We start from the raw sequence: 18021 nt of genomic DNA on the forward strand, positions 1-18021 counted from the left end.
GCCGAGACCGATTACTCGGGCACGAACTCCTGCACGACCGTGACCTCGCGAATCTCTTGGCTATCCGCGTCAAAGCAGCGAATCTTGATCTGGATGCCACGGAGGGGAGCGGAATACGGCGGCGGCGCCTCAAGCTCGCCGACGTCGTCGACAACACCGTCACCATTGTCGTCCAGACCATTGGTCCCCTGATCCGCGCCATTCACACCGTCTTGATCAATCCCGTCGTTCTCGTAGTGCCAGGAACCAGTGTCGTAGGTCGATGCGGTGTAAGGATCGGGTGATTGGAGGCCCGACTTTGAATTGCCAGCTTCCGAGAAGGTGGACGTTATAACGCTATCCAGTGCCGTCTGTTGCGCGGCAGTTAGCGAGTCACCGATGACTGTGAGGAAGAAGGGGAAACCCGCCCTGTAGTACAGGTCGACATAGGCCCCACGAGATGCGATCGCATAGTTGGTGCCGGCGGGGCCAGTTCCCTTCACCCAATCGCGTAGCTGTGCATAGTATCCTGGATCGCCGGGGGAGTAGAGCGACACATTTCCCGAGGAATCCGTGACGCTGATCAACGCGGCCTGCGGGTCCCAGACGCGCACGTCGAACGACAAGACGTGAGTCAGGATGACATCCTCTCCGTACCGCGAACCGAATGGGCTCGGTGCAGGGTTATCGGGAAAAATATTGAGCAGGTTTCCCGTAAGCGCATCGGCCGTTCCGCCCTGAACCGTACTGCCCAACTTCACTGTCCACGTCGGATTAGAATTCGTCCACGCGTCGAATGGTTCATTCTCAAGCGAGGTACTACTCATGCCCTGGCCGCTTGCGTTTCCTAAAACGATTTGGCCCGTATTAAGCAACTCAAAGGTGCCTGGAAGGGGGAAATATAGTGACGAGCATTCGCGCAATGTTGGCAATCCAAGGCGCCCCGAAGTGACAACCGATCCAGCCAACGGTGAAGTCGGATTTGCAGGAGGAAATTTGCGAAATATGCCATAGCTCGGAGCGCCACCGAACGGAATCGTGTTGTAGAACTGTCCCCAACCACGAACATGGTGCGGCCACCCGTACGGCGAAGTTCCTGCTACGAGCGGGTAGTGAGCAAAGCGATTCTCGCGTTTCGTCAGGTCCTCGAGCGAATTGGCTACGACATAAAAACTGGGTGGTGACGGGCTGAGGTCGAAGGTGCCAATCGCGCCCCCTGCAGCACCTGCAGCGTGCGCAGAAAGATCGGTGATAGCATAGAAGTTCGTATTGTAGGCATAAGGTGACCCCATGCCGGTCTGATAAAATTGCCCGGCGACCAGGTTATTCGGTTGCGGCACAACATACTGGCCGTTAACGGTCGTTGTCGGGGGCAAATCGGGCCGGACAAGCAACTGCCGTCGATACAAGGTCGTTCCTCGCATGAACCAAGCAACTTCGGCGGCCTGCGATTGCAGGGATTTAATGTCGTACTGACTTGTGAAAGCGTTCCACTGCGCGCCGCGTCCCTGGAACATTTCCCCTTTGCTGCGCGTCGTGAACATCAGCATATCGTCCGTGTCACCGACGGTCGTATCCGGGCCTTCACTGGACGCGTTTACGGAGGCTGTTGCCGCTTGCGTCGTGTCGTAGGTCTCGTCGATAACGAACTTCGTATTCGGCGGCAGCCGGCCTACGGGGCCTTCGATGATTTCGAAGTAGCCTTCGCCGTTTTCGTCGCGGCGTGGGGGGAGCATTTGCACGGTGACGCCTGCCAGGTCGAGTTGCAGGCGCTGCTTGACCGAGCGGAGCTGGTCGTTCATTTCCATCGAAGAGTTGTTCTTCGAGACGTTCTCGCCAATCGCGCCAAAGATCGTGACGACGATCGCCATCAGCATCAGCGTGACCGCCATGGCGACCAGGACTTCGATCAGGGTGAAGGCCGGGCGCGGCGCTGGACGTGATCGAGGTCGGTGGGGAATCACCGAATTACGAACCGGGCTGGGCCGTTGCATGCTCTGCTCCACGCGCGTGCGAGCGCTCGATTTGAAACCAATTGCCCGATGGCGGCTGGCCCGCGCTTACCGTGGGCAGGTCACTCGGAGACCGAAGAGAGCGGCGCTTGCTGACCGCCTTGAGGACGAGTGTTCCGACGTCGACCTACTTCTAGTATTGCACTCGGGGGCGCGGCGTGTGTCAAGAGTTCTGCGATTGAGCCGAACTGTAGCCGGGCTCTGCGAGCCCGGGGAGGTTAATTCGGGTGTGGCGATTCTTGGGCGCGCGCAGTCTTATTGCTGTGAACGATTTGCCCCCCTCATCCTGCCCTCTCCTCCGCGGGGAAGAGGGGTTTTTTGATGGAATCTGGCGCGATTTGGTGTCGCAATGCATTTGCTTGACGCTCTTCGGCCAGCGGGGCATCATGCAGGTTCGCCCCCAAACTGCCTGCCTCGCGGAGGGTTTTCATGCGATTCTCATTCCGGGCCGTACCGGTCCGTTTCGTCGAATTCTGCCTGGTTCGGTTTCATGGCGGACGACGAGCTGCGGCCGTGGTCCTGATCGGGGGACTCGTTCTGGCTGGTCTGGCGACAGTAGCCTGGGCCGAAGAAACCTCGGCCGGAATCATCGACACTGCCGAGGCAGCGAAATCCGCCGACGCCGGCAAACCGGCCGACACGGCGACGCCCGCTGCTCCGACTGTCGAAGAAACCAAGAAAACGGTGACCGAGGCCGCGAAGTCCGTGGGGGCTTTCTTCGGCGCGGCGGCGAAGGGGCAGAGCAAGGAACTGCTCCCTGGCCATTCCAGCCACGGCGAAGTCTTCGACGAAGGGCCGCGCCAGGGGGCCTACCTGATGGCCGGCACCGGCAAGGTCCATTTGCCGATCACCAGTTCGGTCGCTGGGGTGCAGGCGCTCTTCGACCAAGGGGTCGGGCAGTTGCACGGCTTCTGGTATTTCGAAGCGGAGCGGACGTTCCGCCAGATCGTGGCTCTCGATCCGCAGTGCGCCATGGCGTATTGGGGCCTGGCGATGGCGAACGTGAATAACGAGAAGCGCGCCAAGAAACTCATCGAGAAAGCGGTCGAGCAGAAAGCGCAGGCCAGTCCGCGCGAGCAATTGTGGATCGACGGATTGGCGGCGTTTTACAAGGCGGGAGACAAAGACGACAAGGCGCGGCGCCGCGAGCTAGTGCGCTCGCTGGAGCAGATCGTGCAGGATCATCCCAACGAGCTCGAAGCCAAGGCCTTCCTGGCGCTGCAAATCTGGCTCAACAGCAGCAAGGGGCTGCCAATCAGCAGCCATCAGGCGGTCGACGCTTTACTGGACCAGGTATTCGCGGCCGAGCCGTATCATCCGGCGCATCATTACCGGATTCACCTGTGGGATAAAGAGAAGCCGGTGCGGGCGATCGAATCTGCGGCGCGATGCGGCGAATCGGCCCCCACGATCGCGCACATGTGGCACATGCCAGGTCACATTTATTCTGCGCTGCATCGTTATGGTGACGCCGCGTGGCAGCAAGAGGCGTCCGCCCGCGTCGATCATGCGCACATGATCCGCGACCGCATCCTGCCGGATCAGATTCATAACTACGCTCACAATAACGAGTGGCTGATTCGCGACATGATGCACGTCGGCCGAGTGCGCGAAGCCGTATCACTGGCGAAGAACATGATCGAGCTCCCGCGCCACCCGGAATACAACGTGCTGTCAAAAACCAGCAGCTCGCAATTCGGCCGGGCGCGGTTGATTGATGTGCTCACGCAATACGAATTATGGGACGAGCTTTTGGCTTTGGCCGAGACCTCGTACCTGGAGCCGACCGAGATTCAGACTGAGCAGGTGAAACGCCTGCGGGCAATTGCCACGGCACATTTGGCCAAGGGGGACACGGCATCAGCGCAAGTCCCTATCTCCGCGCTCGGGGAACTGCTGGCCAAGGTTAATGCTGAACAGCAAACGGCTGGCGAAGACGCCGAGAAGAAAGCGCGCGACGACAAGAAGACCGACGAGCAAGTCGCGAAGGCCAAGAAAGATGCCGCCGACGGTCGTGACAAAGATGTGAAGGTTATCGAAAAGGCACTGGCTGAGTTGAACGGCCGTGCGAACTTAGCGGCAGGAAGATTCGAAGAGGCAAAGACCGAGCTGGCAAAGGCCGACGATCTGAGCAAGGAATTTCAATCACAGGCCGCCATCGCTGCCGGGGATACGGCCCGGGCCGAGCAGTTGGCGAAGGAAGCTGTCGAAAAAGGTCCTGGCGAGGCGTTGCCGCTGGCGAACTACGTTGAAATTCTGCGGCGCGCCGGCAAGAACGCCGAAGCGAAGGCCGAGTTCGAGAAGCTGCGCGCTTTGAGCGCCCGATTCGATCTCGATGTTCCGCCGTTTAAACGGCTGGAACCTGTGGCGCACGAGCTAGGACTGGGGGATGATTGGCGCGTGCCGGCCACGGTGGCCGCGGATTTCGGCGCGCGACCACCGCTCGATACGTTGGGCCCATTGCATTGGCATCCGGTCGCGGCTGAAAGCTGGTCGCTGCCCGATGCCCAGGGCAAGGCTGTTTCGCTGGGCGACTTTGCCGGCAAGCCGGTGGTGGTGGTGTTCTATCTGGGCTTCGGTTGTTTGCATTGCGTCGAGCAACTCAAGGCGCTCGAGCCGATGGTGGCGGAGTTTGCCGCGGCGGGCATCTCGCTCGTAGCGATCAGCAGCGAGACGGCCGAGCAGTTGAACACGGCGCTCATCAAGCGCGCCGCGAATGAAGGGCCGCCGGCGTTTCCCATCCTCGTCGATCCGGCGCTACAGACATTCCGTCAGTACCGGGCCTTCGACGATTTCGAGCAGACGCCGCTGCATGCCACATACTTCATCGACGGCGCCGGGCTGGTGCGCTGGCAGGATGTGGGACCGGAACCATTCATGGACATGAAGTTCCTGCTCGGCGAAGCGAAACGATTGCTGGTGCTGCCAAGTCCATGAACGTGACGGCGCCGCGACCTGAATGTAAGGATGTGATCCGCAGATTGCGCAGATTTTCGCCCATATGCTAACGGTGTAAGAACACTATCCCGAAGCGCCAGCGGGAGTTTTAGTGTTCATTCCTTAAGCATGCACTCGCTGTTTAACAGTGTGTCGGTGCCGCATCGCATTTCAGCCGATGCACCGCGCGGCGCGCTAAAAGAAATCGCCGCGGTTGGCGATATACTCGCAACCGGCTGCCCGCAAGTGATCCACTTCGTTGATCGTCAGCAGCTTCGGCTCGTGGTTCCAAACCAATCGGCTGATCGAGGCGTTGAAGAGTGTGAAGGGGTTCCGGCCGGCGGGCACATCGAGCAACGATTTGAACGCCGCCGCCAGAAGCCCGCCGTGCGAGACGACGGCCACTTGCTCGTGACCGGTGGCGCGAATCTCGTCGAAGGACGCACGGGCGCGGACCATTAAATCACGACGGCTTTCCCCCTGCGGAATGCGATAATCGGGATCCGAGGCGCGCCAGGCGGCCGTCTCGACGGGATAGCGATCGGCGATCTCGTTGTGCATCAACTCTTGCAGAATGCCGACGTTGATTTCCATCAAGCGATCGTCGAGCGTCACGGTCACGCCGAGCGCTGCCCCGAGAGCGTCAGCAGTTTGCCGGGCGCGTGGCAGCGGGCTCGCGTAGATGGCCGTGATGGGCTGAGCCGCGAGCGCGGTGGCCATTGCCCCCGCCTGACGCAGGCCCAGCGGAGAGAGCGGCGTCGCGGATTGTCCCTGCAACCGCCCCTCGGCGTTGTAGCAGCTTTCGCCATGGCGGACGCAGTAGATCAACATTACAGGCTCAGCAAGTTTTGCGATTCGGCAAAGCGCCTAGCATAACCTGCAAAGCGGATCGCGTCAGGGCGTCGCATAGGTCGTATAGAACTGATTCTGAAATATCTCTTCGGGGTCGTATTTCCGCTTGAGTTCGAAGAATGCTTCGACCTGCGGATAGGCTGCGCGTAGCTGCGTCGCGGTGGCATGCAGGCGGTACGGCAAATAGAAGCGGCCGCCACTGGCCAGTACGGCGTCGATCATTTCCCGCGTCATTCCCTGAACTTGCTCATCGGCTGTTGCGGTACGCGCATGATTAAAAAGCATCACGAGCGAAAACATATCCTGGTCGGCGTATCGCAAAAAGCTGTCCGGATCGCAGCGAATTGTGCGGACTGTGACGTTGAGCAAATCTCCCTCGTGCCTGGTGATGATTCGGCGAGCGTCGGCCAGAAATCGCGAGAATCCCTCGGCCGGGACAAAATACTCTTGCAAAATATCCACGCGATCGGAATTTTGTTCGCGGTAGACATCAGCATCTTCGTTCAACAACTGATTGCGCGACACATACTGATTTCTGACAAATTCTCCGATCGAACTTTCGACCTGCCAGCGCAAGCGTTTTCCGGCCGGGCTATCGATTTGTGCACGGTGAATTTGCCGGCGCAACCCGGCAAACTCCAACGGCGAAAGCACCGGCACTTCCTGCGGTGTGCAGGGCGCACGACGAAATACCACTAGTACGGCCTCGCGCAGCAACGTGTCGTTTCCTGGGACTACACATAATCGACCGTATGCCATGCCGATATCCTTCGCCTCGCCCATCAGTTTCGCGAAGCGTTCCGGATATTGCTCCGCGGAAAAACGCTCGACCTCGGGCGTATATCGTTCATTCGCTACAACTCTGAGTTCGACTTCGAGAATCACGCCGAACAGGCCATATCCGCCGAGCACTAGCGAAAACAGCTCAGCGTTCTCGGTACGGCTGCAATTGACGACAGCGCCATTGGCTCGCATCAGCCGAAAGCTTTCGACCGTCGAAGCGATGGGGGGTTGATCGTGCTGCCAGCCGTGACAATTCACGCTCACGGAACCGCCGACGGTGAAATTGTTGTTCGATTGCATGACTCCGACAGAAAGGCCATGTGTGTCAAGATAAGGAACAACCGCGGCCCACCGCGCGCCGGCCCCCACGCGAATGGTTCGCCTCTCCGCATCGAGTTGCATACGATCAAAGGGGAGCATGTCGAGCACGATCCCGTCGGGGCAGATCGTATGGCCGCCCATCGAATGCCGTGCTCCGGCGATCGCCACACCTAAATGATCGCGACGCGCCCGCGTAAGCAATTCGCGCAGCTGTGATTCGGCGCCGCTCGGATCAGAAGGGATCGACCAGACCTTGGAGACCGGCGTGCGATTCAACCTGCTGGCATCGTCGGCCTCGCCGTCGTCTAGTTGCTCGGCGACAGGCCGGTCGCGCAACCACGCCCAACTCCAGAGATAAGCCGGGCGACCGACGACGAACGCCATGACGCTGACGATGGCTACCGCTGTCAGCGCCAAGCGATATCTGAGCTTGCGAGAATTCGCGTCGCTGGCGCCCTTCATCGTGCCCCTAATCCAGCGACGTTGTTCACTCGCGCATTTTAATGGTGCGAAATCGCAGGTTCCGGACGTACCTTCAGAATGGGTGGCGCACAGCCACTTTGCAAGGTCGCATTACGCACAGCCGGGGACCGTCTACCTGTGACGCTGTCGCGACTGGTCATCCGATTCGCTTCCCGCTCGTTACCGCGGCTGGTTCGGGCGATTCGCCATCACCGCCTCTTCACGGCTGCCGTAATGTGCGAGTTTCGGCGCCAGTCCGCACTGCTCGATGGTCGTCAGGCAGGCGTCCGAGAGGCCGCACAGGCGCAAGATGCCGTCATGGTCTTCGACGCGCCGTTTCAACTGCGACAACTCTTCGGCCTCGGCCATGGAGAGTTGTGCGACGTCCTGCCATTCGAGGACAACGCGATTCATGAAGTGCTTCGCCAGCAGCGACCAGACTTGTTCGCCGAGCGGCATTTCGCACCTTGACTCGGGTGGCGCTGGCCCAATGCGTATGAACAGCCAACCCCCCGGCCCGCGCTCGACACCCTGCACTCGGCCACCTGCTACGCCGATCATGGCCGGTACTCCTTTGTACGACCGAGGATCGAAAAATCAGACTGTCGACTCGACCGGCAATCATATACCTATACCGGCAAAAAAGCGCTGAAACTGCTCCGGTTCGGGCCACGCTTGGCGCACAGCGCGGGCCCTTGAAGCCGCTAGCAAAAACACGATACTACGGGGGCAGGTTTCCGTCCCTGCCCGGCGAGTGGTCAACCTCTCGCGGCATAAACAAATGAAAATTGCCTCGGAGGATTCAACGATGTCGCGAACCGGAGTTGTAACGTTCAAGGGAAATCCGATGACGCTGGTGGGCGACGAAGTCAAAGTCGGCGCGCCAGCACCGGAGTTCACGATGCACCGTTTTGCCGATGGCGCGCTGCAAAAGGTCACGCTAGCGGACTTGAAGGGAAAGCCGACTATCATCAGCGTCGTCCCCTCTTTGGATACGCCCGTCTGCCAGAAGCAGACCCGGACGTTCAATCAGGACCTCGGCGGATTGGGCGACAAGATCAACGCCCTGACGGTGAGCCTCGATCTGCCGTTTGCACAGAATCGCTTCTGCGGCGCCGAAGGAATTACGAGCATCAAGAGCGTCAGCGACTACCAGGATCGCAGCTTCGGCCGGAACTGGGGGATGCTGATTGACGAGTTGAAGATCCTGGCCCGTGGCACGTTCGTTCTCGATAAAGACGGCAAGGTCGTCTATGCCGAGACGGTGAAGGAAGTCGCCCAGGAGCCAAACTACGAAGCGGCACTGAGTGCCTTGAAAGCGCAACTGTAACAGGGCGTTGGTGGCTTAGCCTGTCTTGGGCCTTGCGATCCAACTGCAGCCAAAACGAATTAAGGGCGGCTCGCTCCACAGCTCATTACTGTGGCGCAGCCGCCCGATTTCGTTATGTCATCCCCCCGATCGGACCATGCTTCCGTCATTTAGCGGTCGACGAGGGTAGGCTCGCCCATCGTCGTTTCAAGTGCGCGGAGGGCGAGGGCCAAGTGTCCAACTCATGTCAGGCCGCGCGACGTGCCAGCGCCCGCGATAGCGAGAATGGCTACGTGGGGGGCCGTGTCGCTGATGAATGTTAATATGGGTAATTTGCGGTCGCCGTTGGCGCCGCTTTTCGCTCGCAAATGGACGTTATTGTCATTGCGAGCGCGATCTCTTTCCAACCATCACGCGCGTCGCTGTGTCGATGCAAAATGGTGTTAGAATTTGGTGGCTTTTTCTGGTCCCGCTTGAGATAATTGTGGCGATCGAGGGTTGTGCCGCATCATAGACGTCGTAGCTTCCGTAGCCGGCGCGCGCTTTATTTGCGCCCCGCGACACCAACCGCGCCCCTAGGGTAATGGCCAGGCATTGTCCTTTGTCCTGAGCACCCACCACCCGACCTCACGTTGTAGGAGTTGTTGCATTGGCATTGTACGACGCACTGTTGGACGACCTGGAGGATGACCGCACGCCCAACACGGAAGACGCCGTTGAGCTTGCCGATAAGACCGTGGACACCGACGACGACGTGACCGATGACGTCGCGTGCGAGTTGGATACGGATGATGAAGGCGAACCAAAGGCCGAAGATCTTTTGCTGGCGGTAGGCGAAGATCACGAGTCGTGGTCGGATGACCCGGTTCGGATGTATCTGACGCAGATGGGCGAGATCCCGCTGCTGACGCGCCAACAGGAAATCGCGTTGGCGAAGGAAATCGAGATCACACGCGCTCGGTTTCGCCGCAAGCTGCTCGAGTGCGATTACGTCATTCAGTACGCCGTAAAGGTGTTGAAGCGCGTTTACCTGGGCGAGCTGCCGTTCGATCGCACCGTGCAGGTGTCGGTCACCGACCGTTTGGAAAAAGAACAGATTCTCGGGCGTTTTCCGCACAACTTGAAGACGGTCGAGACTCTGCTCAGCCGCAACAAGCGCGATTATCGCCTGGCCACGAAGAAGTCGCTTCGCATGAGCGAGCGACGCGATGCGTGGCGCCGGCTTGGCCGTCGTCGTTTGCGGGCTGTACGCCTGGTCGAAGAGTTGGGTTTGCGCACGCAGCGCATCGAGTCCAGCATCAAGACCTTGGAAGAGTTCAGCCGTCGCGCCGATGAGCTCAAGGCGCAGATCGAGGCCAGTCGTAAGTCTCGCGCCACCCCGGCCGAGCGGCAGCAAATCGTCGACGACTTCCGCTCGATCTTGCGGGCCACGCAAGAAACGCCGACCAGCCTGCGTCGCCGCGTTACTTACTTGAAGGCGGTCTACACGCAGTACCAGCGGGCCAAGCGCGGCTTGTCCGAAGGCAACCTGCGATTGGTCGTCTCAATCGCCAAGAAGTACCGTAATCGCGGGCTCAGCTTCCTGGACCTGATTCAGGAAGGGAACGCCGGCCTGATGCGTGCTGTCGATAAGTTCGAGTATCGCCGCGGTTTCAAGTTCTGCACGTACGCCACGTGGTGGATTCGCCAGGCGATCACGCGTGCCGTAGCTGATCAGAGCCGTACGATTCGCATCCCGGTCCACATGGTCGAGACCATGTCCAAGGTGCGGAATGTCTCGCGGCAATTGCTGCAAGAGCTCGGCCGTGAGCCGACGATCGAGGAAACCGCCAAGGCGGCCGGTACCGCTGTGGATGAGGCACGTCGCGTCATGGCGATGAGCCGTTATCCGATCAGCCTCGATCGTCCGGTGGGCAACAGCGAAGACAGCCACTTTGGCGATCTGCTGCCGGACTCGGGCGTCGAAAGCCCCGCGATTGGTGCTGCCCAGGAGATGTTGCGCGGCCGCATCAACAAGGTTTTGAAGACCCTCAGCTATCGCGAACGTGAGATCATCAAGCTTCGCTACGGCCTGGGGGACGGCTACAGCTACACTCTGGAAGAGGTCGGTCACATCTTCAAAGTGACCCGTGAACGCATTCGCCAGATCGAGGCCAAGGCGGTCCGCAAGCTGCAGCAACCCAGCCGCAGCCAGGAACTGTCGGGTTTTCTTGATTAGGGGTTCCTTGATTAGCATGCCTGCTGCCGCTCTCGGCAGTTGGTAACAAACGGCAACTTCAAGCCGGACGGGGTCTCCCGTCCGGCTTTTTTTTGCGCCTGGAGGCCGAAAGTCGCTGTTTCGAAGGCGCTCGATCCTGGCGATCTTCACGAAAATCTCACACGCCGCTGATAGTATCCACACCTCGTGGGGCTATAGTCCGCAGTGTCTTGAGGAGTCGTTCACCCTCGATCCCTCTGGACACTGCGGACAATCGATGAGGACAGGGCTTTCCATCAAGCACCATTGAGGAAGGCACTTCGAGACGGCACCTCGGCTCAGCATCGTTGACTTCCTCGTTCGATATACCGCTTATGTCCCCCGCGCCGCCATCAGGCCGCTTGCGAGAGCGGCCTGATGGCTTTCTTTTTCGCGCGACTTATTGGGCTGGTTTGCGCTCGGCCTGCCCGAGGTAAACGTCCCTCGCCCGCTTGACGCACCCTTTCGGATCACACATTGTATTTTTCCGGGGGGCAGCTCTTTCCGCCTTCGGCTTGCGCGATTCGTGATGTGGGGGAGGAATTCTCATGCGCCATCAACAATTTGTTACCACGGGCTTGCTGGCCCTGCTGCTGTTTGCCGGCACGGCCGTCGCACAGCACACGGCCGATCAACAGAAATTCGTCGTGATCGAAGGGCTCGGCGACCATCACCACGAAATCACGACCGCGGCGCCGCAATCGCAGCGATTCTTCGACCAGGGGCTGCGTTTGATCTACGCCTTTAACCATAGCGAGGCGATCCGCGCTTTCCGCGCGATCGAGGACGTCGACCCGCGCTGTGCCATGGCCCAGTGGGGCATCGCGTACGCCCTGGGCCCGAATTACAACTTGCCCGCCGAACCAGAGCGGGACAAAGAGGCCTTCGCCGCGCTAGAGAAAGCGCAGCGCTATGCGAAGCAGGCCACGCCGGCCGAGCAGGATTACATCGCCGCACTTGCCAAACGATACTCTCCCACGCCCGAGACGGCCGATCGCGAGGAGCTGAATCGCGATTATGCCGACGCCATGCGTGAGTTGTCGAAGAAATATCCGGCCGATATGGACGCCGCGACTCTCTACGCCGAGGCGCTGATGGATTTGCGCCCGTGGGAACTGTGGACGCACGACGCAAAGCCGCAACCTGGCACCGAAGAAATCGTGGCTGCGCTGGAACACGTGCTTGAAAAAAGTCCCAATCATCCCGGCGCGAATCACTTCTACATTCACGCCATCGAGGCCTCGCCTTACCCCGAACGCGGCTTGCCCAGCGCCGAACGCTTGCCCGGCCTGATGCCCGCCGCGGGGCACATGGTCCACATGCCGGCGCATATTTACCTGCGGCTGGGACGCTACGCGGATGCGGCCGAAAACAATCGCCGCGCCGTCGCCGCCGATCGGGCTTACATCGCCAAATGCAAGCCCGAGGGCGTTTACCCCATGATGTACTATCCGCACAACATCCATTTCCTGTGGTCGTCGCTGTGCGTGTCGGGCCGGCGTGCCGAGGCATTGGCCGCGGCCGACGACCTGGCGGTGCTAGTGACCGACGATCTGGTGCGCCAGATGCCGGTGATCGAAGGCTTCATCCCCACCCGACTATTCACGCTGGTGCGCTTCGGTATGTGGGACGATGTGTTGCAACTGCCGGAGCCTGCGGCCGATTTTCTGTACGCCAGGGCCATGCGGCATTACGCGCGCGGTCTGGCTTTGATCGAAAAGAAGCAGCTCGATGCGGCCCAGAAAGAATTGCAGCAACTCGAAGAAGTGCAAGGGACGATTCCGTCCGATCGCCTGGCCGGCCGGCACTCAATGGTAAACCTGGTCGGGATCGCCACGGATATCGTGGCGGGCAAGTTATCCGCCGCGCAAGGCAAGCCGGACGACGCCGTCGCGCGACTCACCAAGGCCGTCGACGCGCAAGACGCCCTGCAATACGACGAGCCGCCCCCCTGGTTCTATCCCGTGCGACAAACTCTGGGTGCGGTTCTGTTGCAGGCCGGCCGCGTGAAAGAGGCCGAGGCCGTTTATCGCGCCGATCTAAAGGAGCACCCCGCGAACGGCCATTCGCTGTTTGGCCTGGCGGCCAGTCTGCGGGCGCAAAAATCCTCACAGGCCGATGACGTTCAGCAGCAATTCGAGAAGGCCTGGTCCGCCGCCGACGTGAAGCTGCAATCGTCGGAATATTGATACCGGGTCGTGACAACAAAACGGCCCTCGGGCGAGCTCCTGGTGGGCTCGCACGAGGGCACTACCGGCACAGAGGTGGGAGCGTTAGCGCCGGTGGCTGACGTGAGTCACCTTGGCATTACTCTTGGAACCGCTCGAGTGCTTTGCGACATGCCGTGCCGTGGTTGTCCCATGATGCCGACCCGATGATTTCTGCACGGCGCCTGTCTTCGTCGTGCTGGTTGGGGTTCCCTTGAACGATCCCTTGCCGCTCTTCCCGGCGTGCTTGGGCGCGATGGGGGGATTCGTCATCGTGCCGGTGCGCCATACCTTGTTGTTATTGGTCTGAAGACGCCCGTAATTCCCACGATGGAAATGACGGTGATTCCCGCGCCCGTTGCGTTGCATCATGGCACGGTTTCCCATCATGCCTTGCTTCGTGACCTTGCCGGTCCCCGACTGCACCGTGGTGGGCTGTGTGGCCGCGGCCGGAGGGCCACTGGCGGGCGCACCCGTGTTCTGGGCAAACGATGCCATCGGCGCGAGTGTCGACAGAATCAGGGCCGCCGCGAAACTTCCTGTAATCGACTTCCTCATGACTTGCTCCCTCCTCAGTTATGCCGTCGACCGACTACGCGGGAGAGCGCGTTTTCAAGGCGTTCCCGCGCCGCACACCCTGTGTCGAAATGAGCAGCGTGCCCAGCGTCGACGGCGTTGCGTGGATTCTGGCACACCACTCTGCTAACTAAGAGTTCCTACGGATCGCGCGGCCGCCAGGGTGCCGTTACATTTCCGACAGCGACGCCTCTTGCGGTTCCGTTATTCGCCGTGCCAGCATCGATCAAATTAGGGTGTTCACTCTAGGTGCATGGTTGCGGCATCTCGTTTCTGTAGCCGGGCTCTGTGAGCCCGGTCTTTGGCGCCGGCGGCCCGCGAATGCATGATCGGCCTGCGCTCAAGACCCCGGCCTTGCAGAGGCCAGCTACGGAAGAGGGCGACATGCACCCAGCCTGCTAGCGATCGTGGGTTGAAATCGAACGGCTGTCGCGTAAGGTAAGCTTGGTTGCGACGCGCGGAACGTCGGGCAAATTCCTCCTTCGAGCGACAATAACGTCATGAAAATCCATCGACATCTACGACCGCTGCTGTTTGGCGCGGCGATTCTCCTTCAGCTCTCGGGAACCACGGTTATGACATCGACCACTTCGGCCCGCGCCGCGGAACCGACGACAGCCGGCAATGACCTGGCGGCCCGCTTTATCGCCTACCACGAGCGTGAGATTCGGCCGATCGAGATCGCCGTAGGCCGGGCGTGGTGGACCGCCAATACGACGGGCCGGGACGAGGATTTCGCCGCCAAGGTCGAGGCGCAGAACAAGCTCGATGCGGCGCTCGCGAACGCCGATCGCTTTGCCGAGTTGAAAGCCGCCAAGGCTACGAAGATTGCCGATCCGCTCGTAAAGCGACAGATCGACATCCTGTACCTGGCGTATCTGGAAAAGCAGGTCGATCCCGAGCTGCTCAAGCGGATCACCGCCACGGCCAACGAAATTGAAAAGGCGTTCAACGTCTTTCGCGCCGAGGTGGGTGATCGACAGCTCGTCGATAGCGAGGTCCGCAAAACCCTCAAAGATTCCAAAGATTCCGCCGAGCGGCGGCGCGTCTGGGAGGCCAGCAAGCAGGTTGGCAGCACCGTCGAAGGCGATCTCAAGCAGCTGGTGCTCTTGCGGAATGAGGCCGCGCGAAAGCTCGGCTTCAAAGATTATCACATCATGCAACTCTCGTTGAACGAGCAGAGCCAGGAGGAAGTCCTGAAGCTGTTCGACAATCTCGACAACCTCACGCGCGAGCCGTTTGCCGCGGCCAAGCGCGAGATCGACACGGCCTTATCGCTGAACTACGGCATCGACGTCGACGAGCTGCGCCCCTGGCACTATCACGATCCGTTCTTCCAGGAAAGCCCAGCCATCTTCAAGGTCAGCCTCGATTCGCCGTTCGCGTCGGCCGACATTTTGAAGTTGTGCCGCGACTTCTACGCGGGCATTGGCCTGCCGATCGAGGACGTGATCGAGCGCAGCGACTTGTACGAGAAGCCCGGCAAAAGCCCACACGCCTTTTGCATCGACATCGATCGCGAGGGGGACGTGCGTGTACTGGCCAACATCGTTCCCAATGAGTACTGGATGGGGACGATGCTGCACGAGCTGGGACATTCGGTCTATAGCAGCAAGAACATCCCGCAATCGATGCCCTACGTACTGCGGAGCGAAGCGCACATCCTGTGTACCGAAGGGGTGGCCATGATGTTCGAGCGGTTCTCGAAGAACGGTGATTGGCTGGCCAAGATGGGCGTTGCCGTTTCTGACCCGGCCAAGTACACCGAGACCGGCATGAAGATGCGCCGCAACCAGCTACTGATCTTCTCGCGCTGGTGCCAGGTGATGTTGCGCTTCGAGAAGGGGATGTACGCCGATCCGCAGCAGGATCTGAACAAGTTGTGGTGGGATCTGGTCGAGAAGTATCAACTGCTGAAGCGCCCGGCCGGCCGCAACGCGCCGGACTTTGCCAGCAAGATCCACGTCGTGTCGGCTCCGGCCTACTATCACAACTACATGATGGGGCAGTTGTTCGCCTGCCAGGTACACAGCACGATCGCCCGCGAAGTGCTGAAGTCCGACAACCCGGCCCGGGCTTTCTACACGGACAACAAGCAGGTGGGCGAATTCATGCGAACGCGCGTCTTCGCCCCCGGCCGCAGCCTGAGCTGGAACGAGCTGACAGAGCACGCCACCGGCGAAGAGCTGAATCCAAAAGCCTTCGCGGCGGAGTTTGGCGGGAAGTAGCGGGTGCTGCAGGCAATTGATTTTGCCCGTGCTCAGGCCGAGCTGAATGGGTCAAGGAAATATTGATCATCGCGCCCAGCTATCGGTGAACGCCGTATTCCCAATACGTCACAACAATATTCTTTGCCTCAGGAAACAGGCGAGCGACACGTTCTGATTCTCGCCGCTCTTCGGTTGGAGAGGGATCTTTGTTTTTGGTTTCAATCCAGATGTCGCTGTATCCCTGCTCTCCGAAAAGCCATAGGACTCCAGGAGCTTCAGCGGGCACTAAGTGATACGCGCAGCTTTGAATCGCGTCATGCCGCTGCCGAATCCAATTCATATGGTAGCCAAAGAATATGGCGACGGTCGTCAAAACGATGAACATCGTCCCAAGTCCGAACTGATACCAGCGTCGGTGGGCGGGGCGCGTCGTCACCATGTCTTCATTTTACTCGCCGCACCATGCACAGGCTGCCGGAATTGATACCTGGGAGCGGAACGCGTTAGAACAGCTGTGCTGCCAAGTTACCGGTGATCGAGTTAAAATAGCGCCATGACTACTCGCATGATGCCTTCCATTGGTCGCCGATGGATTCGATTTGGGATGCGCCGCTTATTTGTCGTAATCGCCGGTGCTGCGGTCGTGACGTGTGCGTGGCCACTCGTTGGTGCCGTGATTTTCGCTGATAACTCGAAGCCGTTCGTTGCCGAGATTTCGGTCTCGTCTGTCGTCACGGTGTTTGCCATTATCCTGTTGCTTTGGATCTGGCTGACGATTACGGCCGCCCACTTCGTCGCGGATATCGTCACGCGCCGGTGCTCGCCGCCTGCTGACCGTCGCTGCGCGCCGCCGCCGCAGGATTAAGGCATTTACCGGGAACGATGGGCGCACCCGCTCATCGTTTCCTCACAATTCCCTGCTAGGCTGCTTGGCTTATGCCGGGGCTGCGGGGCTTCGGCTGTTTGCTACAGTGCTTCTTTCGGGCGTTTTCTCCCCACGCGCGCGATGGCCGGAACTACGACAATCTCGCACCCAGGACGGGAAATCCACGACAGCAAGGCGGCCCGCGCGCCGCGCTCGACGTGGATCGTTTCGCCTGCGTTCGATCTCTTGTTCCTGGCCAACGCCTGGTGGTTGGCCGCCCTGTTGCCGGGCTTTCTCAGCACGGAGCGGACGCCCCACATCGAGTTCTGGCAGATCTATTTTCTGACCACGCCCCACCGCTGGATCACATTATTCTTGGTGGCGACCGATCCGGACCGGCGCGCCGGACGCCGTGGGCTGTTTCTGGCGATCGCCGTCGTTATGGCCGTGGCCGTTTGCACGGTAAGGCTGACCACCGGCGGGTTTCTGTGCCTGTTCCTGGTCGACTACTTGTGGAACTCGTGGCACTTTGCTGCGCAGCACGCCGGCATCTTGCGCATGTACGCGCGCAAAACCGAATGGGGGCATCCGCGGCTCGAAACCTGGGCTCTGCGGACGCTGGTCTGCTACACGAGCCTGCGATTGGCTGGCTGGTCGACCGGTTGGAGCGAGGGCTGGCCGTCAGCGCAGTTCGGCCTGACGGCGCTCGACGTCGCCGTCACGATTCCGACGCTACTGCTCTTAACGATCGAACTCGTCCATGCGCCGCAGCGCCGGCCGGGCAAGGTCGCCTACCTGGTGAGCGTGGCGACATTATACATGTCGTTGTTGGCCGCGGTGTCGCTGGGCGGGACGACCTTGGTTCTGTCGCTAACGGCGGCTGCGGCCGCGTTTCATGCCATCGAGTATATGGCCGTGGTGACGCATTATGCCCAGCGCCGTCGCGAGCAAGGCACGCGCGGCCTGTTCAGTTCGATGGCGCGATCGTGGGCGATGATCCTGGCCAGTTATGTCGTGCTGTTTGGTTTGCTCGCGCGGTGGGCCGACACGTTCGTTCATGAATTCTGGCTGGGCATCAACCTGTGGGCCGCCGGCCTGCACTACGCCTACGACGGATTGATCTGGAAACTGCGCACACCGCAAACGGCGCAGGCTCTCGACGTCGAGCTTCCTCGGGGTAAAGCCGATCGGTCAGGGCCCGCCGACCCGCACAGTCAAACAGTCGCACCGGCCGCGGTAGAACCGGCACTGGCCACGGCGGAACGTTAACTG

General features: G+C 60.2%; 13 protein-coding genes. 7 read left to right on the forward strand and 6 right to left on the reverse strand.

The window, feature by feature from the left end; all coding sequences use genetic code 11:
• Positions 1 to 11 precede the first annotated feature (11 nt).
• A complete protein-coding gene (locus VGN12_09055; protein HEY4309582.1) occupies positions 12 to 1973 on the reverse strand; it encodes a prepilin-type N-terminal cleavage/methylation domain-containing protein in 1962 nt (653 codons plus the stop codon).
• A 447-nt stretch (positions 1974 to 2420) separates the two neighbouring features.
• Here VGN12_09055 and VGN12_09060 point away from each other — a divergent pair, with 447 nt between their 5' ends.
• A complete protein-coding gene (locus tag VGN12_09060; protein ID HEY4309583.1) occupies positions 2421 to 4928 on the forward strand; it encodes a redoxin domain-containing protein in 2508 nt (835 codons plus the stop codon).
• Between the two features lie 195 nt (positions 4929 to 5123).
• On the opposite strand, the gene VGN12_09065 is transcribed toward VGN12_09060, so the two are convergent.
• The 3 genes from VGN12_09065 to VGN12_09075 form a co-directional block, all read right to left on the reverse strand.
• Complete coding sequence (locus tag VGN12_09065; protein HEY4309584.1) at positions 5124 to 5759, reverse strand: histidine phosphatase family protein; 636 nt, start codon at positions 5757 to 5759, stop codon at positions 5124 to 5126.
• Positions 5760 to 5822: 63 nt separating this feature from the next.
• Complete coding sequence (locus tag VGN12_09070) at positions 5823 to 7346, reverse strand: FAD-binding oxidoreductase (protein ID HEY4309585.1); 1524 nt, start codon at positions 7344 to 7346, stop codon at positions 5823 to 5825.
• Between the two features lie 180 nt (positions 7347 to 7526).
• Positions 7527 to 7907 carry an STAS domain-containing protein gene (locus VGN12_09075; protein ID HEY4309586.1) on the reverse strand — a complete coding sequence of 127 codons (381 nt, stop codon included), beginning with the start codon at positions 7905 to 7907 and terminating at the stop codon, positions 7527 to 7529.
• 247 nt (positions 7908 to 8154) lie between these two features.
• Between VGN12_09075 and tpx the strand changes: the two genes are divergently transcribed.
• The 3 genes from tpx (at position 8155) to VGN12_09090 (ending at position 13080) form a co-directional block, all read left to right on the forward strand.
• Positions 8155 to 8676 (forward strand): thiol peroxidase, encoded by a 522-nt coding sequence (tpx, locus tag VGN12_09080; protein ID HEY4309587.1) that lies wholly within the window; start codon positions 8155 to 8157, stop codon positions 8674 to 8676.
• 634 nt (positions 8677 to 9310) lie between these two features.
• Positions 9311 to 10873 (forward strand): sigma-70 family RNA polymerase sigma factor, encoded by a 1563-nt coding sequence (locus tag VGN12_09085; protein HEY4309588.1) that lies wholly within the window; start codon positions 9311 to 9313, stop codon positions 10871 to 10873.
• 566 nt (positions 10874 to 11439) lie between these two features.
• Positions 11440 to 13080 (forward strand): hypothetical protein, encoded by a 1641-nt coding sequence (locus tag VGN12_09090; GenBank protein HEY4309589.1) that lies wholly within the window; start codon positions 11440 to 11442, stop codon positions 13078 to 13080.
• A gap of 84 nt (positions 13081 to 13164) precedes the next feature.
• On the opposite strand, the gene VGN12_09095 is transcribed toward VGN12_09090, so the two are convergent.
• The gene (locus tag VGN12_09095) at positions 13165 to 13656 is read right to left on the reverse strand and encodes a hypothetical protein (GenBank protein ID HEY4309590.1); all 492 of its coding nucleotides are present in this window, start codon (positions 13654 to 13656) and stop codon (positions 13165 to 13167) included.
• 518 nt (positions 13657 to 14174) lie between these two features.
• Here VGN12_09095 and VGN12_09100 point away from each other — a divergent pair.
• Positions 14175 to 15902, forward strand: coding sequence for a M2 family metallopeptidase (locus VGN12_09100; GenBank protein HEY4309591.1), 1728 nt, complete (start codon positions 14175 to 14177; stop codon positions 15900 to 15902).
• Positions 15903 to 15981: 79 nt separating this feature from the next.
• On the opposite strand, the gene VGN12_09105 is transcribed toward VGN12_09100, so the two are convergent.
• Positions 15982 to 16323, reverse strand: a complete 342-nt coding sequence (locus VGN12_09105) for a hypothetical protein (GenBank protein HEY4309592.1) — start codon at positions 16321 to 16323, stop codon at positions 15982 to 15984.
• A gap of 165 nt (positions 16324 to 16488) precedes the next feature.
• On the opposite strand from VGN12_09105, the gene VGN12_09110 reads away from it, so the two are divergent.
• Both VGN12_09110 and VGN12_09115 read left to right on the forward strand, forming a co-directional pair.
• Positions 16489 to 16749, forward strand: coding sequence for a hypothetical protein (locus VGN12_09110; protein ID HEY4309593.1), 261 nt, complete (start codon positions 16489 to 16491; stop codon positions 16747 to 16749).
• 141 nt (positions 16750 to 16890) lie between these two features.
• Positions 16891 to 18018 (forward strand): hypothetical protein, encoded by a 1128-nt coding sequence (locus tag VGN12_09115; GenBank protein HEY4309594.1) that lies wholly within the window; start codon positions 16891 to 16893, stop codon positions 18016 to 18018.
• Positions 18019 to 18021 lie beyond the last annotated feature (3 nt).

It is taken from the genome of Pirellulales bacterium, assembly GCA_036499395.1.
GTDB lineage: Bacteria > Planctomycetota > Planctomycetia > Pirellulales > JACPPG01 > JACPPG01.